The organism is Paenibacillus sp. P13VS, assembly GCF_015143645.1.
Lineage (GTDB): Bacteria > Bacillota > Bacilli > Paenibacillales > Paenibacillaceae > Paenibacillus > Paenibacillus xylanilyticus_A.
Genome location: NZ_WYEV01000006.1, coordinates 176,894 through 201,776, shown reverse-complemented (window position 1 = coordinate 201,776; position 24,883 = coordinate 176,894). Strand labels below are relative to the sequence as shown.

At 50.4% G+C, this 24,883-nt stretch carries 16 protein-coding genes; all 16 read left to right on the top strand.

From position 1 onward, the window contains the following. Positions 1-219 precede the first annotated feature (219 nt). On the top strand, positions 220-1,599 hold the full coding sequence (locus tag GUA98_RS17125) for a class I SAM-dependent rRNA methyltransferase (protein WP_193723865.1): 1,380 nt from the start codon (positions 220-222) through the stop codon (positions 1,597-1,599). Between the two features lie 184 nt (positions 1,600-1,783). Beyond that, positions 1,784-5,287: a helicase-exonuclease AddAB subunit AddB gene (gene addB, locus GUA98_RS17120; protein WP_193723864.1), complete on the top strand. Its 3,504-nt coding sequence runs from the start codon at positions 1,784-1,786 to the stop codon at positions 5,285-5,287. Continuing rightward, positions 5,284-9,546, top strand: a complete 4,263-nt coding sequence (addA, locus tag GUA98_RS17115) for a helicase-exonuclease AddAB subunit AddA (protein WP_193723863.1) — start codon at positions 5,284-5,286, stop codon at positions 9,544-9,546. The genes addB and addA overlap by 4 nt, the downstream gene beginning before the upstream one ends. A gap of 207 nt (positions 9,547-9,753) precedes the next feature. Continuing rightward, positions 9,754-10,938, top strand: coding sequence for an exonuclease SbcCD subunit D (locus tag GUA98_RS17110; protein ID WP_193723862.1), 1,185 nt, complete (start codon positions 9,754-9,756; stop codon positions 10,936-10,938). Next, on the top strand, positions 10,935-14,354 hold the full coding sequence (locus GUA98_RS17105) for an AAA family ATPase (protein WP_193723861.1): 3,420 nt from the start codon (positions 10,935-10,937) through the stop codon (positions 14,352-14,354). The genes GUA98_RS17110 and GUA98_RS17105 overlap by 4 nt, the downstream gene beginning before the upstream one ends. A 373-nt stretch (positions 14,355-14,727) precedes the next feature. Next, complete coding sequence (locus GUA98_RS17100) at positions 14,728-15,081, top strand: hypothetical protein (protein WP_095289874.1); 354 nt, start codon at positions 14,728-14,730, stop codon at positions 15,079-15,081. Between the two features lie 273 nt (positions 15,082-15,354). Continuing rightward, positions 15,355-15,717, top strand: a complete 363-nt coding sequence (locus GUA98_RS17095) for a histidine triad nucleotide-binding protein (RefSeq protein WP_095289876.1) — start codon at positions 15,355-15,357, stop codon at positions 15,715-15,717. Positions 15,718-15,891: 174 nt separating this feature from the next. Beyond that, positions 15,892-16,065: a 30S ribosomal protein S21 gene (gene rpsU / locus GUA98_RS17090; protein ID WP_005547957.1), complete on the top strand. Its 174-nt coding sequence runs from the start codon at positions 15,892-15,894 to the stop codon at positions 16,063-16,065. Positions 16,066-16,080: 15 nt separating this feature from the next. Next, a complete protein-coding gene (locus tag GUA98_RS17085; RefSeq protein ID WP_095289878.1) occupies positions 16,081-16,524 on the top strand; it encodes a GatB/YqeY domain-containing protein in 444 nt (147 codons plus the stop codon). A 358-nt stretch (positions 16,525-16,882) separates the two neighbouring features. Continuing rightward, entirely contained in the window at positions 16,883-18,199 is a 1,317-nt protein-coding gene (locus GUA98_RS17080; RefSeq protein ID WP_153980795.1) for an NfeD family protein, read from the top strand. A 162-nt stretch (positions 18,200-18,361) separates the two neighbouring features. Then, complete coding sequence (gene floA, locus GUA98_RS17075; RefSeq protein WP_193723860.1) at positions 18,362-19,369, top strand: flotillin-like protein FloA; 1,008 nt, start codon at positions 18,362-18,364, stop codon at positions 19,367-19,369. Between the two features lie 13 nt (positions 19,370-19,382). Further along, positions 19,383-19,976: a hypothetical protein gene (locus GUA98_RS17070; RefSeq protein ID WP_193723859.1), complete on the top strand. Its 594-nt coding sequence runs from the start codon at positions 19,383-19,385 to the stop codon at positions 19,974-19,976. 176 nt (positions 19,977-20,152) lie between these two features. After that, positions 20,153-20,446 carry a sporulation protein YqfC gene (yqfC, locus tag GUA98_RS17065; protein ID WP_095289883.1) on the top strand — a complete coding sequence of 98 codons (294 nt, stop codon included), beginning with the start codon at positions 20,153-20,155 and terminating at the stop codon, positions 20,444-20,446. Continuing rightward, the gene (gene yqfD / locus GUA98_RS17060) at positions 20,443-21,636 is read left to right on the top strand and encodes a sporulation protein YqfD (RefSeq protein WP_193723858.1); all 1,194 of its coding nucleotides are present in this window, start codon (positions 20,443-20,445) and stop codon (positions 21,634-21,636) included. The genes yqfC and yqfD overlap by 4 nt, the downstream gene beginning before the upstream one ends. A 6-nt stretch (positions 21,637-21,642) precedes the next feature. Next, positions 21,643-22,614: a PhoH family protein gene (locus GUA98_RS17055; protein ID WP_095289887.1), complete on the top strand. Its 972-nt coding sequence runs from the start codon at positions 21,643-21,645 to the stop codon at positions 22,612-22,614. Positions 22,615-22,629: 15 nt separating this feature from the next. Continuing rightward, complete coding sequence (locus GUA98_RS17050) at positions 22,630-24,879, top strand: HD family phosphohydrolase (protein ID WP_153979457.1); 2,250 nt, start codon at positions 22,630-22,632, stop codon at positions 24,877-24,879. The last annotated feature ends 4 nt before the right edge of the window (positions 24,880-24,883 follow it).

Genomic DNA, 24,883 nt, shown 5'->3' with positions numbered 1-24,883 from the left:
GATACGGTGATTCGTGTAAACGGAGCGGAGCGGAGGGGCCGGAATTGGATCAGAAGAAGCGAAGCGTTCGCGTTTATCCCGGGATTTTCCCTTTGTAAAAAGGGAATCAAAAAAATCCAGGGATAACAGCGATCGGAAGACCAATCCGTCCCCGCAGCGGTCTCCCTTTGCACTAAACCTATCTTTTCAAATAACTAATACAAAGGAAGTGGATTTACCTTGCCATCGGTTACACTGGAACGCAGTCGCAAAAAGCGGCTTGAACATGCACATCCATGGATATACAACAACGAAATTGCCTCGGTTGACGGTAACCCCGAACCGGGAGATCTGGTCAACGTATTGAATCATCAAGGTCGTTATCTGGCGACAGGATACTATAATCCGGCTTCACAGATTACAGTGAGAGTCGTTTCATATCAACCGCTGGAGTTTGAGCAGATGGACACCGCCTTTTTTGCCGCTCGCTTCAGCGACTGCCTGCGTCACCGCGAACGTTTTATCCAGGATGGAGAGGCGTATCGTCTCGTATACGGAGAGGCTGATTTTCTGCCTGGTCTGATCGTGGACCGTTTTGGAAGTGTTCTCGTTGTGCAGCTGCTTACCTTGGGAATGGATCGCTGCCGTGAAGCCATCGTACAGGCTCTGATCGAAGTAATGCAGCCAGAGGGAATCTATGAGCGCAGTGATGTGCCGATTCGTGAGCTGGAAGGACTGGAGCAGACCAAAGGACCGCTGTACGGGGAGTGCCCACGTCATGTTACGGTAACCGAGAATGGCTTGCTTATTAAAGTGGATATCGTGGAAGGCCAGAAAACAGGCTATTTCTTCGACCAGCGTGAGAATCGGGCGGCAATTGAACCTCTTATGAAGGGCTGGGGCTATAAAAGCGGAATTACGTTGCAGGAAGTGGAACAAGAGGGAAGCCAGCAGCTGCTGCCTGTAAATAAAAGCGGTAAAGTGGTAACCTTCCCCTATTGGGATGGGGCTACTGTTCTGGAGTGTTTCTCACACACGGGCAGTTTCACGTTGAACGCTTGCAAATATGGTGCTAAAAAAGTCACATGCCTAGATATTTCCGAGCATGCGATTGAAAGTGCCCGCACCAACGTAGAATTGAATGGTTTTACGGATCGGGTAGAATTTGTTGTCGCTGACGCCTTCCAGTATTTACGTGAACAGGTCAAGGGAGTAGAAGAGCGTTCTGTACGTGCACGGGCTGCCGAACAGAAAGTGGATACCTCCAAAGCGCTTGCAGCTGGCGGCGGAAAAACATTTGATGTGGTCATTCTTGACCCACCTGCCTTTGCCAAAACCAAATCAGCAGTCAAAGGCGCCTGCCGTGGATACAAGGATATTAACCTGCATGGCATGAAGCTTGTGAATGAAGGTGGGTATTTGGTCACAGCGAGCTGTTCGTATCATATGCGTCCCGATCTTTTTCTGGAAACGATTGCGGATGCAGCTGAAGATGCGGGCAAGGTACTGCGCCTGATTGAATGGAAAGCTGCCGGCAAGGACCACCCGCAAATTTTGGGTGTAGATGAAGGGCATTACTTGAAATTTGCCATTTTTGAAGTGCGCAGCAAAACAAACTGATCTGCCATTTTGTTAAAAGCTGATGTTAAGAAACAAGTCCGCGGTGTAATAAGCTGTGGGCTTGTTTTGTGTTACAGGAAATCATTTGCCTTTACCGGATTGTGGCAAACGTATGTTCCGAACCAGGTCAGATATGTTATACTGGGAATTAAAATCTTGTTCGTGATGGTTTGGAGGATTAGACATGTCTGTACGCTTTATTATTGGCCGGGCAGGCAGCGGCAAGACGACGCTGATTACCCGGGAAATTACGTCTTTGCTTCAAAAGGAACCTCAAGGCAAACCACTCATATGGTTGGTTCCGGAACAAAGCTCGTTTCGCACCGAGCAGGCTCTGGTTTCTTCTGGCGTAATTAAAGGCACTATGCGTGCAGAAGTATTGGGTTTTCGCCGATTAGCCTATCGTATCATGCAGGAAGCGGGTGGTTCTGCGCGGATTCCAATCGGAGCCGAAGGGAAAAAGATGCTGCTTTATAAAGTACTTCAGCGGCGCAAGGAAGAGCTGAAGCTTTTTGGCGCTTCGGGCAATCAATTGGGCTTTATAGGGCATTTAAATGATTTGTACAGTGAGTTTAAGCGTTATGAACTAGATCCCGGCTTGTTGGAAGAAGGCCTCTCGAATTGGAATACGTCTTCTTCAGCACCGATCCTGGGTGACAAGTTACATGATTTGCTTCTTTTATATCGAGATTATGAACAGGAACTGACGGAACTCTACATCGATGATGAAGACACGCTGACAGAACTGAACGAACGTTTGGCAGAGAGTGAGCTTCTTCAGGATGCACAAATCTGGATTGACGGTTTTCAGGGCTTTACACCACAGGAAATGAGCGTAATTGGAAGAATGATGCTTCAGTCCTCTTCAGTAACCATTACGTTGACCCTGGATCGGCCATATGATCACGGGGCACTACCCAGCGAATTGGATCTGTTCCATCCAACAGCGAGCGCATATGCGCGGCTCAAGGGTATGGCTGAGGATCTGGGAGTCATGAGCGAAACGATGGTGCTGCAGCCGGATATTTTGCCGAGATATGATCACAGCCCTGGTTTGGCCCATCTGGAGTCTGGGTTCGACCGACGCATTCGTTGGAGAAGTGATGGCCGCGATGCGGGCGTGAAGTTATACGCAGCCGAAAATCGCAGGGCTGAGATGGAAGGTGCACTGCGGGAAATGCGCAGGTTGGCTCAGGAGGAAGGCGTGCGTTATCGGGACATGGCTGTACTCGTTCGTCAGCTGGATGCCTATGCCGATATTGCCGAGCCCCTATTCAGGGACTATGACGTGCCCGTTTTCCTGGATCGCAGAAGAAGTGAGCTTCATCATCCGCTCTCCGAATTCATTCGTTCTGCAATTGATGTTGTTCGTCGCCGCTGGCGTTACGAAGATGTATTTCGCTGTGTCAAAACGGATCTGCTGCTTCCTCGTGATGGTTCCATCACTCGTGAAGATATGGACCAGCTCGAAAATTATATACTCGCATGTGGAATTCACGGATACCGCTGGACCGACGGCAAGCCTTGGAAATACGTCCCGAGTCTGTCTCTGGAAGACAATGGACAGGACGCTCGAAGCCGAGGGCGGGAACAAATGCTGTCGCTCATGGAAAAATGCCGAACGGTCATTACGGATCCGATGGCTGCGTTTGAGAAACGCATGATCAAGGCCAAGACGGCAAGAGAACAGTGTGCTGCACTATATGGACTGCTGGAAGACGCAGAAATTCCCTGGAAACTCGAAATGATGTCGGCTGAGGCAACCGCTCAGGGCGACCCGGAGCGTTCGCGGGAACATCGTCAGATGTGGGGAGCTGTCCTGGATCTGCTGGACCAGATGGTGGATATGATGGGAGCCGAACGACTGGACATCGATCTGTTTGCAGGCCTGATGGAGACGGGGTTGACTGAGCTGAAGCTAGGACTTGTTCCGCCGGCGCTGGATCAGGTGCTGGTCGGTTCCATGGACCGGACACGGCTGCAGGATATTCAATACGTATTCATTCTGGGAGCCGTTGATGGTGAACTGCCAGCTGTGCCGCAGGAAGATGGCGTGTTAACGGAGCAGGAGCGGGAGCTGCTGACCGAGAGAGGGCTCGGTCTCGGACCTGGAACAACAAGACGAATGCTGGACGAGCGTTTCCTGATCTATACCGCCTTGACTGCTGCAAGTAAGCAGTTGTGGTTGAGTTACCCTGTGGCCGATGACGAGGGCAAAACGCTTTTGCCTTCGGAAATTGTGAGACATGTACGCAAGATGTTCGGATTGAATGAAGTGCCACTTCTTGCACAGCCGCCAGTAACCGGTTTGGAAGAAGCTCACTGGCCTTACGTTATTCATCCAGTGCAGAGTCTATCGGTTCTGATTGGGCAGCTGCGCAGATGGCGCAGGGGTGAAGAGATTCCTGAACTCTGGTGGTCGGTCTACAACTGGCACTGCTCCAATGAGAGCCTCAGACCTCAGCTGGAACGATTGCTGGGCTCCATTTTTTATCGCAATCGGGCATTGCCTCTTCGTACTTCGACAAGCCGCCGATTGTATGGCACGGAGGTGCGGACAAGTGTTTCGCGAATGGAACGATTCGTGGCATGTCCATTCTCCCATTTTGCCTCGCACGGGCTGCGATTGAAAGAGCGTCAGCTATATCGTCTTCAAGCTCCGGACATTGGGCAGCTGTTCCATGCTGCGCTGAGTCAGCTGGCAATACGACTGCGTGAAGAGAACCGCAGCTGGGGCAGCCTCTCTCCGGAACAATGTCGGAAGGAAGCGGAGCAAACGGTAGATCAGATTGCCCCTCAGCTTCAGGGCGAGATTCTGCTGAGCACGAAGCGTTACGGCTACATTTTCCGCAAACTGAAGGATATTGTAAGCCGGGCTTCGGTCATTTTGGGTGAGCAATCCAGACGGGGAAGTTTTGAACCTATTGGTCTGGAGCTGGACTTTGGGCCGGGCAAACCCTTGCCGCCGCTTCGTTTCGAACTGGAGAACGGGTGTGTGATGGAGATTGTGGGCCGAATTGACCGGGTTGATGTAGCCGAGGGAGAAAATGGACTTTTGCTTCGGGTTATTGACTATAAATCAAGCCAGACGGATCTCAAATTGCATGAAGTGTACTACGGACTGTCCCTGCAGATGCTTACGTATCTGGAAGTACTGCTTAGTGCTGCCGAAGAGTGGCTGGGAGAATCGGCAATGCCTGGAGGAACACTGTATTTCCATGTGCATAACCCATTGCTGCAATCTGCGAACGGCATGACCTCAGAACAGGCGGGACAGGAACTGCTGAAACGCTTCAAAATGAAGGGATTGCTTTTGGCAGATCGCGATGCCATTGCACAGATGGATAACACACTGGATAAAGGCTACTCGGCCATCATTCCTGTTGCACTCAAGGCGGACGGCAGCTTCTACAGCAGTGCAGCGGTAGCTACACCAGACCAGTGGGACACGCTGCTCGCATCGGTTCGAGGCAATATCCGGGAGATCGGTACCCGCATTACGGATGGGGATGTGGCCATAGAACCTTACCGCATTCAGCAGGAGGTTGCATGCACATTCTGTCCGTTTAAACCTGTCTGTCAATTTGATGAGAATATTGAAGGCAATGAATATAATCTGTTGTCCAAACCGGGCAAACAGCAAATCTGGGACATGCTGTCACACAATAAGGGAGGGGAGACGTCATGACGAATATGCCAAAACCGGAAGGCAGCTTCTGGAGCGATGACCAGTGGAGTGCAATTTCCCAGAGTGGTGAAGACATTCTCGTTGCAGCAGCAGCGGGGTCGGGTAAAACTGCTGTGTTGGTCGAACGGATTATTCGCAAAATAGCCGATCCTTCTCGTGGCTTCAGCGTGGATCGATTGTTGGTGGCTACCTTTACGAAGGCGGCTGCTGCTGAGATGAAGCAGCGTATTCGTGAAGCACTTGAACGTGCACTCGAGGAAGAGCCTGAGGAAGAGCATTTGCGCAAACAGTTATCGCTGCTTGGGCGAGCATCAATTACAACGCTGCATTCATTTTGTATGGAAGTCATCCGCCGTTACTATCAGCAAATACCGCTTAATCCGGCTTTTCGGATATTGAACGAGAATGAAGCCGAAATGCTGCGTCAGGAGCTCCTGGAAGAGCTGTTTGAAGATAAATACGGGGAAGAAGGCGAAGGCAGCACATTCCGTGAGCTTGTGGACTGGTTCAGCGGTGAACGGAACGATGATGCCATGCACCGGCTTGTGCAGCGCCTGTATGATTTCTCGCGTAGTCACTCCTGGCCGGATCACTGGCTCGCGGAAATGGCGTCTGCATTTCAAGTGGAAAGTGTAGAGGCTCTTGGTCATTCCGCATGGGTGCAGAGCATTTTACGTGATGCAGCACTTACCCTGAGCGGTGCAGCGGGGCTGTTGCGTCAAGGTATTGGCATTGCGTTACAGCCGGAAGGGCCTAAACCGTATGCGGATACCTTAAAAGAAGATCTGGCCATGGTGGAGGAACTTCTGTCTGCTGTGGAGGTTATGCCATGGGAGAGACTGCCTGAAGTATTTCAGCCCGCAGCTTTTGGCAAGCTGAAACCCTGCAAAAAGGATCAAACCGATCCGGCGCTACAGGAACAAGTGAAGGAACTTCGGGAGGCTGCAAAAAAGGCAGTCACCGATCTGAAAGGCTCGCTCTTTGGGCGGAGTGCATTTTCCTTCTGGCAGGAGCTGGAGCAGGCTGCTCCGCTCATGCAGGAGCTGTCCAAACTTGTAAGTGAGTTCGGCGAACGTTACAAGCTGGCCAAACAAGAACGTGGGCAGGTTGATTTTAGCGATCTGGAGCATTATTGCCTTCACATTTTGCGTCATGAGGATTCCACGCCAGAGCTCTCCATGCCTTCAGATGCAGCAATGGAATATAGAGCGCGCTTCGATGAAGTGCTGCTGGATGAATATCAGGATACCAATACCGTTCAGGAAGATATCGTAAAGCTAATTTCCAGGGAGAATCCGGGCAATCGCTTTATGGTAGGGGATGTGAAGCAGAGTATTTATCGTTTCCGCTTGGCTGAACCGGGACTATTTCTCAATAAATATCGTCAATACGACTCTGGCACCCAGAGCGATGAAGGAGAAGGAAGCACGCGGCGTGCAGGCAGACGCATTGACCTGGCACGTAACTTCCGCAGTCGTGCTGAGGTTGTTCATTCGGTAAATATGCTGTTCCGGCAGCTCATGAATGAGGGCGTAGCTGAGATCGCTTATGACGAACGGGCCCAGCTTGCCTATGGAGCTTCGTTTCCACCAGAAACTGAGGGAGATGAGGCTTATACACCGGAACTGCTTCTGATTGACCGACAAGGGGGAGGCCCGGATCTGGGTGAGAGTGTAGATGAAAATGGAGATCACCTGGCGTCGGCTGAACTGGAAAGTGCCGAACTGGAAACGGCTCAACTGGAAGCACGGGCTATGGCTCGGCGCATTCGGGAGATCGTTGGCGATACGGATCAGCCTGCGCTGAACGTGTATGATAAGGCGTTAAAAACAATGCGTCCTGCTCGTTATGGCGATATTGTCATCCTGCTGCGCTCTGCCTTGATGTGGGCTCCGTTAATGATCGAAGAATTCAGGCAGCAGGGAATTCCGGCCGGAGGGGAGCAGAGCAAGGGTTATTTCCAGGCAACGGAAGTGGAGATCATGTTATCCCTGCTTCAGATCGTGGACAACCCACGACAGGATATTCCGCTTGCTTCAGTCCTTCGTTCACCGATTGTGGGCTTAAATGAAGAGGATTTGGCACAAATCCGTCTGGGGGATAAAAGGCAGTCTTTCTATGATGCAGTTGTAACTGCTGCTCAGATCGAACAAGTGACCCATGATGATTCGTCTGCAGTACAGATGCAATGGCCGGAATTCTGGTCAGAACTGGAACAGGCCAAGCAAGAGGCTGCTGTTACAGCTGAGTCCTCGGTACTTGAGCAGCAACCTCTGAATGAGGATAGCGAAAAGGATGGTTATCATGATCCAGGGGAGGACTCAGCCCATACAGGGTCTAAATTAAAGCAGAAATTAATTCATTTTATGGGCCAGCTGCAGCAATGGCGGCTTGAGGCACGTCAAGGCAGTCTAAGTGAACTCATTTGGCGTATATACAGGGAGACTGGATATTTGGACTGGGTAGGTGGTCTTCCGGGAGGTATACAGCGTCAAAGCAACCTGAAAGCTCTGTATGACCGTGCGCGTCAATATGAAGAATCGACGTCGAATCGGGGGTTGTTCCGCTTTTTGACCTATGTCTCCAGACTTCGTGAGAATGGTGGGGATCTGGGAACAGTGGCGGGATCGGGCGAACAGGACAATGCGGTCCGAATCATGACCATTCACCGGAGTAAAGGGTTGGAGTTTCCGGTTGTGTTTGTGGCAGGCATCTCCAAAATGTTCAACCAGCAGGATCTGAATGCACCGTTCTTGATGCACAAGGAGCTTGGATTTGGTCCAAGATTTGTAGATCGGGAAAATAGGGTGGCCTATCCCACACTGGCTAATCTCGCCATTCGACGCAGAGCTCAGTTTGAGCTGCTGGCTGAGGAGATGCGGGTACTGTATGTTGCACTGACTCGGCCGAAGGAGAAAATGATTCTGGTTGGGACGGTTAAGGATGCTGCCAAAAAGGCAGCCGCCTGGTCACAGATCAAAGACAGCTCGGAACTTATTCTGCCGGATTACCTGCTCGCGGCAGGACGAAGTTATCTAGACTGGATCGGACCATCTCTAATTCGCCATCCGTCGGCCGCTCCATTACGCGAACTGGCTGGTGTACAAGACTCCTATGCTGCTTGTCTGATGGATGATGAATCACGCTGGAGCATTTCCGTCATGTCTGTCGATTGGGTATCGAGAGAGACCTTTGTGGATTCAAAACATGGTGAGGAAGACGAATTGGCAGAAGCACGCCAAGAACGAATGAAAGCTCTACAAGCTGTAAAATCGGTGATTTTATCCCCCTCCACAATTCATGGTGAGATGGAGAGAGATTTGCCAGATGAGCCATCACGAGATGATGTGAAGGTTGATGGGGGCGCAACGGAAACCGAATGGATACAAAACGTAGAGCGGCGCCTTTCATGGACGTATCCATATGAAGCGGCAACCCAGGTGGCTGCAAGCACGTCCGTCTCAGAATTAAAGACCATGCTTGCCATACAGGACCATCAGCCTCTTCATGTGATGGAGGAGCTGGAGAGACAAATGGAAGATTCGGAGGTTCTCGAAAACCCGCCGTCCGAACATAAGGTCAGTGAGACACATCATGGCCGGGCGGATGGCTCGAATGAGCATTCCTTCAAATTGCATTTGCGTCGCCCGAAGTTTATGGAAGAGAAACAGTTGACGGGGGCTGAGCGCGGGACCGTGTATCACACGCTGATGCAGCATTTACCTTTGGATGGAACGAATGTGGATGCTGCGATTGTGGAACAGACGCTTGCTAGACTGACCACACTTCGGATTTTGCTGCCTCATCAGGCCGAAGTGATTGAACCTGAACATTTGGCTCAATTCTTTCAGACGGAACCAGGCACGGAGCTGCTGCGTGCTGACTGGGTAAAACGAGAGATTCCTTTTATCTATGGCCTTCCAGCAGAGCATTCTCCCGCCGATTGGGTGCAGCATCTGTCATCGAATGCGGGAATGCAATCCATGGATGAAGACAGCGGACTACGGGCCTCACTCGAAAATGAAACCGTACTAGTGCAGGGGATCATTGATTGCCTCTACGAGGTGGACGGTGAGCTTACGCTGCTGGATTATAAAACCGACCGGGTACTGGAACATCGCGGAGGATTAAACGAATTGACCAGAAACTATCGTTTTCAGCTGGAGCTGTATGGCCGGGCGATTGAAGATATTTTGGGACGCAAGGTAGATCGGAAGTGGCTGTACTTCTTTGATGGTGGACATGCTGTAGAACTCTAATGGAGCAGCTTGGAAACGGAAGATACATTCGCTATATGTGCTTGCGATGAACGATGAAAGTCACGAAGGGGACGAATCGGTTTCTTGGAAACGATGGTGTCCCCTTTGTTTCCGCATTGGCTAGTGCCATTCAGGAATGAGAGGCCAATATTTAGGGCTAGGCGCTCTTATGATTATGTTTTTGTAGGGAGAGGGGATGAACGGAATATGCGTATTTTACACACCGGGGACTGGCATTTGGGAAAAACGTTGGAAGGAAGAAGCAGGCTGCGTGAGCAGGAGGATTTCGTCGATGAACTTGTTAGACTGGCAGATGAGCAGCAGGCTGATGCCGTGTTGATGGCTGGTGACGTGTATGACTCGGTCAATCCTCCTGCTTCGGCAGAGCAGCTGTTTTACGAGGCGGCAGCCAGGCTTACCGAGCGGGGAAGACCATTGGTAGTCATTGCAGGTAACCATGATCAGCCGGAACGTGTAGCCTCTGTGACACCACTTGTAAATAGACAGGGGATTACACTTGTGGGTATGCCGACGGCCGAAGCGGTGACTATTAATGCGACTAGAACAGGCGAGACTGCCAAGATTGCTGCTCTGCCCTATCCTTCAGAGGCAAGGCTCAATGAAGTTCTCGCTACGGATGGTGATGAAAACGTGCTTCGTCAAGCTTATAGCCGCCGGGTTGGCATGCTCATGCAGCGTCTGGCTAACTCATTTGGTCCGGATACGGTGAATATGGCGATGAGTCACATTTATGTGCTGGGCGGGGTTGAAAGCGATTCGGAGCGCCCAATACAGGTGGGCGGGGCTTATACCGTAGATCCATCTTCACTCTCGATCGGTGCCCAATATACAGCACTCGGACACCTACATCGCGCTCAGGCTGTGAAGGGGGACGGCGTGATCCGGTACAGCGGATCACCGCTGGCCTACAGCTTCTCGGAAGCGGGACAGAGCAAATCCGTAACGATGGTCGATTTGGCGCCAGGCGGAACTCCGAAGGTAGAAGAAGTGCTGTTATCCTGTGGACGCCCACTTGTGCGCTGGAAGGCACGCAGAGGTCTGGCCGAGGTGTATCGCTGGTTGGAAGAGGGAAGAGACGCCCAAGCATTCATTGATATGGAAGTATGGCTGGACGATGCCATGTCACTCAAAGAGATCCAGCAGCTGCGCAAGTCACATGATGGCATTATTCATATTCGTCCGGTGTATCCGGAGATGGCTGCTGCCGGATTGCTGGAGCAGCGTTCCGAGCTGCCTGTGCATGAATTGTTCCGCAAGTTCTACCAGCGTCAGACGGGCGGGGCACAGCCGGAGGACAGTCTGGTACAGTTGTTCCTTGAGCTGGTGGACGAGGACGAGCCAGGCGTGCGTGAGGAGGTCGAAGGAAGATGAAGCCGATATTATTAAAAGTGGCCGGGTTGCAAAGTTATCGTGAAGCTCAGGAGATTGATTTTACGGTACTGACCGAAACCGGATTATTCGGTATCTTCGGTCCAACGGGCAGCGGAAAATCTTCGCTGCTGGATGCCATTACTCTTGCCATGTACGGGAAGGTGGAGCGGGCGGTTAACGGAACTCAGGGGATTATGAATCATGCTGAGGATGCCCTCGCAGTGGCCTTTACCTTCGAACTGTCGTCATCTGAAGGAGCGCGAAGATTTCGGGTGGAACGGCGGTTTAAGCGGAATAACGAAATATCGGTAAGCAATACGATCAGCAAATTTATTGAGACCGTAAACGGGGAAGAACAGGTGCTCGCTGACAAGCTAGCCGATGTGAACCGCTGTGTGGAAGAAGTGATCGGGCTCAAAATGGATGATTTTACGCGGGCCGTAGTGCTTCCTCAAGGGAAATTCGCTGAGTTTCTATCGCTGAAAGGCAGTGAACGACGCCAAATGCTGCAGCGGCTGTTTCATTTGGAAAAGTACGGGGATCAGCTGGCCATTAAGCTCAGTCGGCGCGTGAAGGATAACGATATGGTTCATCAAGCGCTCTTGGCAGAGCAGCAGGGTCTTGGCAATGCAAGTCAAGAAACGCTGGAAGAAACCAAACGCCTTCTGCAGGAGGCCGTGAAGCATGCGGAGCTCTCCCGTCAGACACTGGATGAGGCTGCGAAGGAAGCGGAACAGCTGGGTAAAATACGTGAATTAAGTCATGAACGCCAGAAGCGTCTGGATGAACAACATAAGCTCAAAGCTCTCGAACCGCAAATCGAAACCGGGGAGCAGCGCTTGAAACAGTCGAGCTCAGCAGATGCCATATTGCCCGCACTTCAAACGATGCGGGATGCAGTTACCCAGCAGAAGCTGCGACAAACTGCGGCCTCAGCTGCACATGAACAAGCCGTGGAACACGAACGATTATCTGTGCTTGAAGCAGAAAAGGCCGAAACGGCACGTGTACAGCTGGCTGAGGGCGAACCCAAGCTGCTGCTTCGGCTGGAGCAGTTGGAACAGGCCAAAGAGCTGCAGCGGGAACGAGACAGTCTTCAGGAGGACAGCGCACGTTTGAAGCAGCTTCTGGAGAAAGGACAGGCGGAGCAGGAAGTTCATGGCCAGCTGCTGGAGAAGGAAAAAGAACTGCACCAGCGTGGACGAAAACGGCGGGAAGAATTGCAGGAAAGTCTGAAGCCAAATGAAGTCAAGTCAGAGGAGCGGAGACAACTGCAAGCTGCGCTGGAGCTTCGGCATCGGCTGGATACGGCAGCAGAACAGCTGCGTCAGAATCAGGCCGAGATGGAGACGTACAAGCAGTCTTCCAATTTGGCAGAAAGCAAACTTCAGGCGGCAATAGGGGAAGAGGAACGCCTGGAAGAAAAGCGGAAGCAGCTGATTGAACAGGCGTCGGCGGGTTTGGAGGCCATGCTTGCCTGTGAGCAGGACATCGGCCGCGACCAAAGCCTGCTGGCCGGGGCGGAGGAGCAGCTGCGAGGCTCGATGCGCGAGCAGGAGCTGCACCGGCTCTCCTCCGCCTTGCGCGCCGAGCTGCGCGATGGCGAGCCATGCCCGGTGTGCGGCTCCGCACACCACCCGCTCCCGGCTGCGCCGCTGGGAGAAGGTCCGCACGCAGGCGATGCAGACCTGGAACTGCTGCACAGCCTGCAGGCAGAGCTGCAGGAGCTGCGCTTCGGGCTGCGCCAGCAGCTGCACGAACGTCGCAGCCTGCTGACGCAGCTTGGCGCTGCGGCCGGCGAAGCACCGGCCGCAGCCGAGGCCGCGCCTGCGGCAGCGGAGCAAGAGCCCGCAGGTTCGCCCGCATACGGGCACTCACCTGCGGACTGGGCGGCGCGTGCCGCAACGCTGCGCGAGACCGCGCGTGCGCTGGCTGACGCCGCGACGCAAGTGCAGGCGCAAGCCGCCGCGCTGCAGCAGGCGGCTGTGGGTGCGCAGCAGCGCCGCATGGAGGCGGCAGCCGCGCAGGAGGCCGGCCGTGCCGGTCTCATCCAGGCGGAGCGCAAGCTGGCTGAGAGCGAGGCAGCAGCGGCTGCATTGCAGGGCCGCTGGGCCTCAGAACTGCCTGGCATCGCCCCAGAGGAGGCTGTCGCCCTTCATCAGGCGATGCAGGAACGCGATGCACGTGCCGAAGACATCAAGGAACGGCTGAACAAGAGTGTCACGTTTTTGGAAGAAAAGGAACAGTCCGTACAGTCCCTCCAACAAAAGCTGGTTGAATTGGAAAAACAGCTGATCCAGTGGCAAACCGAGTGGCAGGGAAACCGTAAACAGCTGGCCGAGAAGGAAGAACGATTGCGCCAGTGGGTGGGCGAGCAACGTGTAGAAGAGCTCATCGCTGTCACGCAGTCACAGCTGGATGGGCTGCGAAAAGCAGCAGCCGACTCGGCCAGACGCTTCAAGGAAGCGGACAACCTGAAACAGGAGTCTGCCAAGAAAGACGTCATGGCCAGACAGGCCCTAACTTCAGCATCGGAGCATTTGGAGCAGGCGCAGGCACGCTGGCAGCAATTGCTTGATCAATCTCCATTTGACTCTGAACAAGCCGTTCTGGAGGCAGCGATTCCTGCAGACAAGGCTGAGCGACTGGCAGCAGAGATTCAGCATCATCGTGAAAGGGAACGAGAGCTGGTTTCCCAGCTGCGTGAACTGGAGCAAAAGCTGGGTGGTGCAGAAGTGTCCGAAGAGCAGTGGCTAGCCTGCACAGAACGTCTGAAGTTACGACGGGCCGAGGATGAAGCTGCACTAAGTGCCAAGGCGCGTGCAGAACGGGATCTGGAAGATGTTCAGCAGCGTCACGTTCGCTGGACCGAATTGGAGAACAAACGGGTAGAAGTGAGTCATCACGGAGAGCAGCTCAGCAAACTGCAGGCAGCCTTCAGAGGCAATGCATTTGTAGAGTATATTGCAGAAGAGCAGCTCATGCAGGTTAGCCAAGCTGCGTCGCAGCGTTTGCGTTTTCTTACGAAGCAGCGCTATTCACTCGAGGTGGATTCGGGCGGTGGATTTGTCATCTGTGATGATGCAAACGGCGGAGTTAAACGTCCGGTATCCACTTTATCCGGTGGAGAGACCTTCTTGACTTCGTTGTCTCTGGCACTCGCCTTGTCCGCACAGATTCAGCTGCGCGGCCAGTACCCGCTTCAATTCTTCTTCCTGGATGAAGGGTTTGGAACATTGGACCCGGATCTGCTGGACACGGTCATTACATCACTGGAGAAATTGCATGATGACCGTTTGGCTGTCGGGGTCATCAGCCACGTACCGGAACTGCGGGCTCGTCTGCCGCGCAAACTGGTTGTTATTCCTGCGAGCGAAGCAGGAGGTGGTTCCCGGGTAGTATTGGAGAGTCTTTGATAGACAGATTTTGTTTGCCTGCTCCGAAAGCTAATAAAGCTATCTGACTTTAACAGCAGGAGAATAGAGCATTGACTGCTTCCACTGCAAAACAAGACGATATTTAAGTTGAACCTTGTGAATTGGAGTGAGTTACCTCACAGATACAGGTTCAACCAGCTGTTATACTACAGTCAAGCCGACATACCTTATGTAAAGTACCCCGGCGGACGTTTGATCAGGAAGCTTCCCGCTCAGACGTCCGCGGCAGCTGATTTCATTCGAAATCCGCTCATGGGGTGCTTCTTTTTTTGCTCTGTTCCTTTAGTGTCAATTCGCCCAGATCTGAATACCATGAAAGGGTGATGAAGCACGATAAGGGAGGCGTACCGAAGTGGAGAAGTTGGAAGCGAAGAAGATCTGTAAGGAACACATTCATCGTTATGTATGTGTACAGATGAAGGATGGAAGTCATTATGACGGTATTATGGAAAATGTGGATGACGACATGATTTATTTGGCAGTGCCTGTCGGTCCTGAAGCTGCGCATCATGCAAATTGGGGACCAAACGCGATGCCGGGAGCAGGTTATCCTGCATCTCATGCTCGTGGATTTTATCCGGGTTACGGTTACCCGTATCCATATCCCTATCCTTATCCATACTATGGTTACGGTCGCAGACGTTTTAACAGACTGGTGCTTCCATTGATCGGGCTGACTGCATTAACACTGCTGCCATACTATTAATGAAGGACTGAAGTCGGATTAGGATTTTAAACAATCATAAGGACCATTCTCATCCTGGCAACATGCTGCTGCCTACCTGGATGTAGAAAGGTCTTTTTTATGCTATTCATCAACGAAGTGAGAATGAGAATTGTACGGGGTGTTTAATGGCATGCTAGCGTGGGCTAGCTTAATGAGTGTAACTATTTTTCATGTGAGATTGGACGTCACTTTTCACTTACGGTATGATAGAGAGGCATACATAAATCTTCAAATCAAAGGAGGGTATGAACAATGGATTGCTTGTTTTGCAAAATTGTAGAGGGCAGCATTCCCTCCAATAAAGTTTTGGAGAATGAACATGTGGTTGTCTTTCACGACATCCAGCCCGCTGCACCGACACATGTCCTCGTTATTCCGAAAAAACATATTGCTTCCATGAATGATGTGACAGCAGATGATATAGCACTGATTGGTGAGGTTCATCTGGCAGCACAGGAAGCAGCGAAACGCCTTGGGGTTGATGAGTCCGGTTATCGTTTGATTAATAACTGCGGCAAAGATGGGGAACAAACCGTCCATCACCTGCACTATCATCTGCTTGGAGGCACCAGACTCGGTGCGCTGACAAGCCTATCGGATTCACACAAATCATAATGGATCCTGTGCTCTACATCTCCTCTTGGGTGGTGAAAAAAGAAGCACTGTGATTCGCATAAATAAAGTGATCATTACGTTAAGGTTGACACCTTTATTACCTTTCGCCTATAATGAAAGGTGATGAACCGTGTTATTGCTCTTGGACGGTCTGGTCGGAGGGAGGGAAAACTGGTGTCTGAAACTAAAGTTCGCAAAAACGAGACTATTGATGCTGCACTTCGTCGCTTTAAACGTTCCATCGCTAAAGATGGCGTCTTGGCTGAGGTGAAGAAACGTAAGCATTATGAGAAGCCAAGCGTAAAGCGCAAGAAAAAGTCCGAGGCTGCTCGTAAGAGAAAGTTTTAGGAGGATTTGAACAACATGAATCTTAGCGAACGATTGAACGAAGATATGAAGCAAGCGATGAAGAGCAAGGACAAGTTCAAGCTCTCCACCATTCGGTTGATTCGTTCGACGATCAAGAATCTTGAAATAGATTTGAAAAGAACTTTGGATGACAACGAAGTGCTTGATATCCTGAGTCGTGAAATCAAACAGCGCAAAGATGCCCTCCAAGAATTTGACAAAGCGGGCCGTGAAGAACTCGCGGCAAATGCAAAAGCGGAAATTGATATAATTGGTCAGTACCTTCCCGCACAGCTTACCGAAGAAGAAATTAAAGTTATTGTACAGCAGACCATCCAGGAAACCGGTGCTTCTTCGAAAGCCGAGATGGGGAAAGTCATGGCGGCCCTTATGCCGAAAGTTAAAGGCAAAGCGGACGGCAAACTGGTTAATCAAGCAGTTCAACAATTTCTGCAATAAAGCAATCAATGAACACCTCCTGACTTGTCAGGGGGTGTTTTTTCCTGTTTGCATGTTGCTGAATTTACACTTCAGAGTTCATTGGATTTAGCATGGGAGAGAATTCGATGTACAGGACAAAGAAACAATACAATTTTCAAAACAGACAAAAAATTACTTTAAAATGGTTCTTATACATAAAATTAGATTTAATTTCTTGCAATTCCTCTGGCTTTCAAATATAATTTTAAGATTTTGAAACGAAATGTTGCATTGTACGTAATAAATACCATAAGCTGGACAGTATAACAATAATGGAAAAGGGGGGATTATTGTGAAGGGAAAGCGCCGGAAGAGGCTTGCGGGGCCATTGTTGCTCATGATGCTGCTGACGCTGCTGCTTCCTCTGTGGGTTGGATTGCCGTCTGCACATGCAGCTGAAAAGAGCGGCGCCGTATATATTATTCCGGTTGATAAACCAATCGAGCAGGGGTTAGGCAAGTTTATGGAGCGCGGCTTCAAGGAAGCTGAATCAATGAATGCTGGCCTGATTGTTCTCGATATCAATACACCGGGAGGACGGGTCGATACGGCGGAAGAGCTGGGTACCCTGATTAAGGAAAGCCCTGTTCAGACCGTTGCTTTTGTCCGCGGAGATGCTGCTTCGGCTGGTAGTTTTCTGGCCTTGAATGCAGATAAGATCGTAATGTCGCCAGGCAGCATGATTGGTGCGGCAGCGATGGTGGACAGTACAGGTAAGCATGTCGATGATCCGAAGCTTGTTGCATTCTGGAAGAGCAAAATGCAGGGAGCGGCGGAACAAGGCGGCCGTGATGGCAATATTGCTGCCGGAATGACAGATGTCAACATGGTTGTGGAAATGCCGGAGATTAACAAAACGAAGCAAAAGGGTGAAATTATTGCCTTATCAGCCGAGGAGGCGCTGAAAGTGGGATATGCGGACCACATCAGCTCAACCCCGGAAGAGGCAGCAGCATGGCTGGGTTATGGTCAGGACGATGTATTTACTGTGGAGAGAACTGCAGCAGAAAATATATCTTCTTTTCTGACGAATCCTGTGGTGATGACTATACTTTTGTTCCTGGGAATTGCAGGTGTAATCATTGAACTGATTGTGCCTGGATTCGGAGTGCCTGGTATTGTAGGGATCGTGTGTTTTGTCCTTTATTTCTCAGGGAACTACATTGCTGGATTTGCAGGAGCAGAGACATGGGTGCTGTTTACGGTTGGACTCATCATGATGATTTTGGAGATGTTCATTCCAAGCTTTGGTATCCTGGGCATATTGGGATCCATTGCACTTGTTGCCGGTGTTGTGCGTGCTGCTTACGATACAAGTGATGCATTTGTCTCGCTGGGTATAGCCTTCGGGGCAGCGCTGGTAGTTATAGCTATCGTGGTGATTCTCTTTAAGGACAGGGGAATATGGAATCGATTCATTCTGAGCGACAGCTTGTCTTCTGACCGTGGATATTCTTCGGCTACAGAACGCAAGGAGCTTATAGGGCTGCAAGGCATTAGCCTGACGCCTCTTCGCCCATCCGGAACTGCGATGTTTGATGGTGAGCGGATTGATGTTGTGACGGACGGAGATTTTATTCCTATTGACACACCGATTATTGTGGTTAAGGCGGAAGGTACCCGGATTGTAGTTCAACAAGCCTTGCCGGTGTAAGCTGCTGTGTTGCCGGAGCTTCTTCGGGCTTCGGCAAAGTACATAACCATTACGGCAGTGCTGCCTGCCGAGTGGTCTGATTCAAAATATGCAGCATAATGTTGCTAGGTCTGTTAAAATGTATTTTTACAAAATTATAGCGCAAATGGAGGAATTTTGACTATGGAACCAACCTTGATTACGGTTTTGCTCGTTGCGGTAGTAGCCATTATCGTATTGAGCGTATTCTTCAGCTTTTTCCCGGTCATGCTCTGGATCTCGGCCATTGCATCCGGTGTACGTATCGGAATTATTACGCTGGTAGCCATGAGATTGAGACGTGTAACGCCAAGTCGTATCGTCAATCCTTTGATCAAAGCAACCAAGGCAGGACTTGGATTAACCATTAACCAGCTGGAGAGTCACTTCCTTGCCGGTGGTAATGTAGACCGTGTAGTCAACGCTTTGATCGCCGCACAGCGTGCCAACATTCCGCTCGAATTCGAACGTGCTGCAGCAATCGACCTTGCTGGTCGTGATGTATTGCAAGCCGTACAGATGAGTGTTAACCCGCGAGTTATTGAAACGCCAATTGTATCTGCGGTAGCCAAAGATGGTATTGAAGTTAAGGTTAGAGCGAGGGTTACGGTTCGTGCGAACATTGATCGCCTCGTCGGTGGTGCTGGTGAAGAAACGATCATCGCCCGTGTCGGTGAGGGTATCGTAAGTACGAACGGTTCCTCCAATTCTCACAAAGACGTCCTGGAAAATCCGGATCTGATCTCTCGTACCGTATTGTCCAAGGGCCTTGATGCAGGTACGGCTTTTGAAATCCTGTCCATTGATATCGCGGATGTGGATGTAGGTAAAAACATTGGTGCCTTCTTGCAAACTGAACAGGCAGAAGCCGACAAACGAATCGCTCAGGCAAAAGCGGAAGAACGTCGTGCAATGGCCGTAGCCCAAGAGCAAGAGATGAAAGCGCGCGTAGTCGAAATGAGAGCGCGTGTGGTTGAATCCGAATCCCAAGTACCTTTGGCAATGTCCGAAGCGCTTCGTAGCGGTAAAATCGGGGTTATGGACTACATGAACCTGAAAAATATTGAGGCTGACACTCAAATGCGCAACACATTGGGAAAACCTGGTGACAATACAAACAACGATCAGGGTGACTCCAAAAACGGAAGATAGGCGGTGAGTGCATATGGGCCTATTTGAATGGATATTTGATAATCTGTATATTGTGGCGGTTATTGGTTTCGCACTCTTCTCCTTCCTTGGAAAAGCTGCCAAATCAGCCGATCCGAACAAGAAACGTCCGGGAAACGGGATGCCTACGTTCGGGGGAAACGGTGAGCAGGATCGCAGGGAGCGATCACCGTCACAATCAACTACCCAGCAATCTGCTGGTGATACCCGTTACGATGAGTCGTATGACGATGACCGGTATGAGGACGATTCATACGATGATCGATATGATCAGCCGTATTCGGAGCCTGCGGCATCAGCTCGTCGAGAGGACGATTTTGGAAGTCGAAGCTCAATGGGGATGGAAAGTTCCCTGGAACAGCAAATGAAAGAAATGGAGCAGCAGCAGCGTCTGATTCAGGAGAGGTTGAATCGGATCTCTTCTGCGGACACACCGACTGTAACTAACACGAGTTGGGATGAGAGTTCAGCGGGTGAAACCGGAACGTCCCGACTTCGTCCAGAAGACATCCGTACCGGTGTTTTATGGGCAGAAGTACTGGGGGCTCCACGTTCCAAACAGCCTTTTGGAACAAGAGGCAAGTTGTAGGATACTGTCCCTATCATAAAAAAATAAAGAGTCGTCTCTGGTGTTATATAGCCCGGAGACGGCTTTTTGTGTTGTGCTCTTTTTTAAGAATTAATGATCTAACAGAAGCTGTAGTTTTCATAAAATCATGTTTCTTCGCATAAGTTGAACTGTAGAGGAAGGGGGAAGACCTTCGTATGACCCGGATCAGCCGCAAGCTGCGCAGATGGACCAGTGAGGTGCTGGATTTGCCGCAGGACGTGCTTTATGATATGCCACGGTTAACCCTGATCGGCAGCAAGCAATTGTATATCGAAAATCATCGCGGTGTGATCCATTTTACGCCGAATCGCATTGTTCTGGCTTTGACCCAGGGTCAGCTCGAGATTAAAGGCGTTGATCTGATGATTCGCAATATTTTGCCGGATGAAGTGGCGGTGGAAGGAACAATTCTGGATATACATATGAATGGAGCGGAGGGAAACGGATGAAACAGCCCAGTCTGTACAAACTGCGAGGTGCAGTCCGAATAACGGTCACTGGGGGAGACATCGAAGCGCTGATCAACATGGTGGCAGAGCAGGGACTGGAAGTGTGGAACCTGCGTGCCCATGATGGACGCAAGGCAGAGATGAATATTCTGCTGCCGCATTTTTTTAGGCTGCGTCCTTTGTTGAAGCGGACAGGCTGCAGGGTGAAGGTGACGCACCGCAGCGGGGTTCCTTTTTTTATGGCCAGGTTAATGAAAAGGAAGTTCTTCCTTGGGGGCATGGTGCTTTTCGTGATTGCCATGTTTGCATTATCATCGATGGTCTGGAATGTTGAGGTAAAGGGGAATGTGAAAATCCCCACGGATGTGGTGCTTGCTGCAGCCAAAAAAGAAGGGATATATCCTTTCCAGTGGGGGTTCAGACTCCAGAGTCAGGACAAGCTTTCCAGACAGCTGGCTTTGGCACTTCCCGACGTAACCTGGATTGGTGTGAGCAAAGAGGGGACAACCATAACCATTCAGGTTGTAGAATCAGCACAGCCTCAGCGTGAACCGCTGCTGAATCCAAGGCACTTGGTGAGCAAATCAGATGCAGTCGTTACTCAGATATATGCGGAACAGGGACGTCCTGTCGTACAGAAGGATACACGTGTTAAGAAAGGTCAGGTATTAATATCTGGTATTTTGGGTGATGAAGAGAATACAGAGAATGTAGTGGCCAAAGGCGAGGTTCGTGGACTCGTATGGCGTGAATATGAAGTGGAAGTGCCTCTCGTGCAGAAGCATAACACGATGACAGGTGAGAGTAAGGAACGTTTTTATGTAGTGCTGGGGGATTGGGCTGTTCAGCTCTGGGGATATGGGAAGACGCCTTTCAGTTCCTTCAATACGGCGAGTGATCATAAGCCGCTGACGTGGCGATCCTTCACGCTTCCGATGGGATGGCTGACGGAGACCGATATGGAGACCACGCAGCAGGAGGAACAAAAGACGGTGGAGTGGGCCAGAACGAAAGGGCTGGAGGGAGCCAGAAACGATATTATCGCCAAAAATGGCAAAGGAACGAAAATTTTAAGTGAAAAAATTTTGCATGAGAAGAAAGAGAATGGTAAAGTTTATATGAAAGTATTATTTGAAGTGGAAGAAAGCATTGCGGAAGAACTTCCGTTAGTCCATAGTCAAGGAGAATGAGGCTATTTGTCAGAACAAACACGCAGCATACGAATCTCCCTCCAGAGTGCGGGAGAGGGTCAATCTCTTTTTGGACCCCAAGATATTTTTCTGAAACTGATTGAATCCGAAATTCCCGCCCAGATCGCTTCACGCGAAGCGGAGATTGTGATTCACGGCAATACAAAGAATGTGGAATCGCTTGAACAATTATTCGATGTGTTACTGCAATTGGTGCGAAACGGGTATGTGCTAACTGAACGAGACGTCAGCTATGCCATTGAACTGGCCAAGGATCTGCGTGCAGACCAGCTGCTTGATCTGTTCAAGGGTGAGATTACGACGACTTACCGAGGCAAACCGATTCGTGTTAAAACCATTGGACAGAAGCACTATGTAACGACAATTAAGAAACGTGATGTTGTATTCGGAATCGGTCCAGCTGGTACGGGTAAAACTTATCTGGCCGTTGTACTGGCGGTTGCAGCTCTCAAGGAAGGCAGCGTCAAGCGTATCGTGCTTACACGGCCTGCTGTTGAAGCAGGCGAAAGCCTGGGCTTCTTGCCTGGAGACCTACAGGAAAAGGTTGACCCTTATTTACGGCCTTTGTACGACGCCTTGTATGACGTAATGGGACAAGAGCAAACGGCCAAGGCACTGGAGCGTGGATTGATCGAAATTGCGCCACTGGCATATATGAGGGGGCGTACACTCGATGACTCGTTCATCATTTTGGACGAAGCTCAGAATACGACGCCGGAACAGATGAAGATGTTTTTGACCCGTCTTGGTTTTGGCTCCAAAATGGTCATTACCGGAGACGTGACGCAAATTGATTTACCTCGCGGCAAAAAGTCTGGACTGGTGGAAGCAAAAACGATACTCAGTGAAGTTGAAGAAATTGGATTTGTCTATTTTGCCGAGCAAGATGTTGTACGGCATTCCCTCGTCCAAAAAATTATCGTTGCATACAACCACGCCGCAGAAAATCAAGAATAGAAGGGATTGTCTAAAGTGACCTCGAAGGAACTGTCAAAAGGCAAATCTTTTCAGAATAGAACCACAGGATGGAAGTATAGCGTGTGGGCACGCTATCTTCTGTTTTTGTTTCTGGTGATTCTCTTCTACTTCAGTCTGGCCTCCAAGCTGCTTCCCGAGCGGTATGACATTCAGGAAGGCACACGAAGCGAAGTGGATATTGCTGCGCCCATGCAGATTCCAAACACGAAGGCAACGCTGAAAGCTCAGGAAGAAGCTGCTGAGCGTGTACAGCCGATCTATCAAATTGTACAGCTGCGAAACGAAAATTTGATGACTACCCTGCTGGACCGTATTGACCGTCTGAATCAGGATGACCAGATTTCCAGTCAGGACAAGATTGATATCTATCGTGATGAGATTCCGCAGCGGCAGAAGGATTTTGTGTCCAACTTTATCAATAACAATCGGAAAGCGGGTACATATTCCGAAACTCTTTTGGAAGAGATCAGAAACGTAGTGCAGGAGCAAAGCTACCGAATTCCGGAAGAAACCTATATCAAGATATCTCGCTTGACCTCTGAGGATATCCAGGAGATGAAGTCCGTTGGACGGGATATCGTGTCCAGATTGATGACGGATCAGATCAGTGATGCTACGACTGCAAGGGCAAAAGTTGCCGAAATGGTAAGTGTAAGTTCCCTTAGCAAGCGTACGCAGCGTGAGGTTGTTCAGGAGCTCGCCCGCCTTGTAGTAACGTCCAACCGTTTCTATGATGAAGAGGGGACAAAGGAAGCCAAGGTACAGGCTCGTGAAAATACACAGACTGTCTATATCAAGCAAGGTGATACACTGGTTGCCAAGGGCGAAATGATAACCCCCGAAATGTACGCGCTTCTTGATGAAAATGATTTGTTGAAAAACGAAGTAAACTACTGGCCGCAGCTGGGTCTTCTCATGCTGTCTTGTCTGCTGTCGGCAGCAATTCTGATGTATATTCAGCAGTTCAGCGGAACGCATTTCAAATATAATAATGCTCAGCTGCTGATGCTTGTACTCATTTTCATTATTACGATTGTGCTTATGCATGTAACAGCATTCATCCAGACAGCAGACAAGTCATATGTCGGCTTCCTTGCACCCGTTGCAGTGGGGGCGATGTTAATTGCCTTATTGCTGGATACATCGCTTGCTTTCGTTTGCTCGATCATCATTGGCATGTTGTCAAGCATCATCCTGAATACGCATCAAGGTCAGATTTTTGATTTTGAGCTTGGCTTCTTTGCGGTACTGGTGTCTTTTGTTGCGATCTTCGCGACATACCGGGCAAGCCAGCGATCCACCATCTTGAAGGGTGCCATCATGGTCTGCCTGTTTGGTTCAATTGCCGTCTTTACACTGTCGCTGATTGATACGGGGGATTGGAACCGTACAACAACGCTGTACGGCATTGGATTTGCTTTTGCCGGTGGTGTACTAACAGCGATTCTCGTCATTGGGCTTATGCCATTTTTTGAAACATCGTTTGGTATACTATCAGCACTGAAGCTGGTGGAACTGTCCAACCCGAACCATCCGTTATTGCGCAAACTGCTGACGGAGACCCCGGGCACGTATCATCACAGTGTTATGGTAGGAAACCTGTCAGAGGCCGCGGCCGAGGCTATAGGAGCGAATGGTCTGCTTTGTCGAGTAGGTTCGTATTACCATGATATTGGCAAGACCAAGAGACCGATATATTTCATCGAAAATCAGAACAATATGGAGAACCCGCATGATTCCATCGATCCCAAATTGAGCAAATCAATTATCGTTGCGCACGCCCGGGATGGTGTGGAAATGCAGAAGGATTATAAGCTCCCAAAACCGATCCGGGATATCGCGGAGCAGCATCACGGGACAACCTTCCTCCATTACTTCTATCACAAAGCGCTGCGTCAAGCTGAGGAAGCGGGAGTGGAGCCTGACTTTACAGAAGAAGATTTCCGTTATCCAGGTCCAAAAGCCCAATCTAAGGAATCGGCTATCGTTGGGATAGCGGACAGCGTTGAAGCAGCAGTTCGTTCCCTGCGCAAACCGACAGTGGAACAAGTGGAATCCATGATTGAGAAGATTATCAAGGGGCGTCTCGATGATCATCAATTTAACGATTGTGATCTCACCATGCGTGAATTGGATATCGTAGCAAAAACCTTGAAAGAGACGGTAATGGGAATCTTCCACTCCCGGATTGAATACCCGGAAGAGATCAAAAAACCGAAGCCGACCTCACCTGAAGCAGGTTGACTTA

Bases quoted from the DNA above. Each gene is read 5' to 3' on its own strand.
- GUA98_RS17085 (WP_095289878.1), top strand. From the start codon at position 16,081: ATGAATCTTAGCGAACGATTGAACGAAGATATGAAGCAAGCGATGAAG.
- GUA98_RS17080 (WP_153980795.1), top strand. From the start codon at position 16,883: ATGATGCTGCTGACGCTGCTGCTTCCTCTGTGGGTTGGATTGCCGTCT.
- GUA98_RS17070 (WP_193723859.1), top strand. From the start codon at position 19,383: ATGGGCCTATTTGAATGGATATTTGATAATCTGTATATTGTGGCGGTT.
- GUA98_RS17105 (WP_193723861.1), top strand. From the start codon at position 10,935: ATGAAGCCGATATTATTAAAAGTGGCCGGGTTGCAAAGTTATCGTGAA.
- addB (WP_193723864.1), top strand. From the start codon at position 1,784: ATGTCTGTACGCTTTATTATTGGCCGGGCAGGCAGCGGCAAGACGACG.
- GUA98_RS17110 (WP_193723862.1), top strand. From the start codon at position 9,754: ATGCGTATTTTACACACCGGGGACTGGCATTTGGGAAAAACGTTGGAA.
- yqfD (WP_193723858.1), top strand. From the start codon at position 20,443: ATGAAACAGCCCAGTCTGTACAAACTGCGAGGTGCAGTCCGAATAACG.
- GUA98_RS17095 (WP_095289876.1), top strand. From the start codon at position 15,355: ATGGATTGCTTGTTTTGCAAAATTGTAGAGGGCAGCATTCCCTCCAAT.
- yqfC (WP_095289883.1), top strand. From the start codon at position 20,153: ATGACCCGGATCAGCCGCAAGCTGCGCAGATGGACCAGTGAGGTGCTG.
- addA (WP_193723863.1), top strand. From the start codon at position 5,284: ATGACGAATATGCCAAAACCGGAAGGCAGCTTCTGGAGCGATGACCAG.
- floA (WP_193723860.1), top strand. From the start codon at position 18,362: ATGGAACCAACCTTGATTACGGTTTTGCTCGTTGCGGTAGTAGCCATT.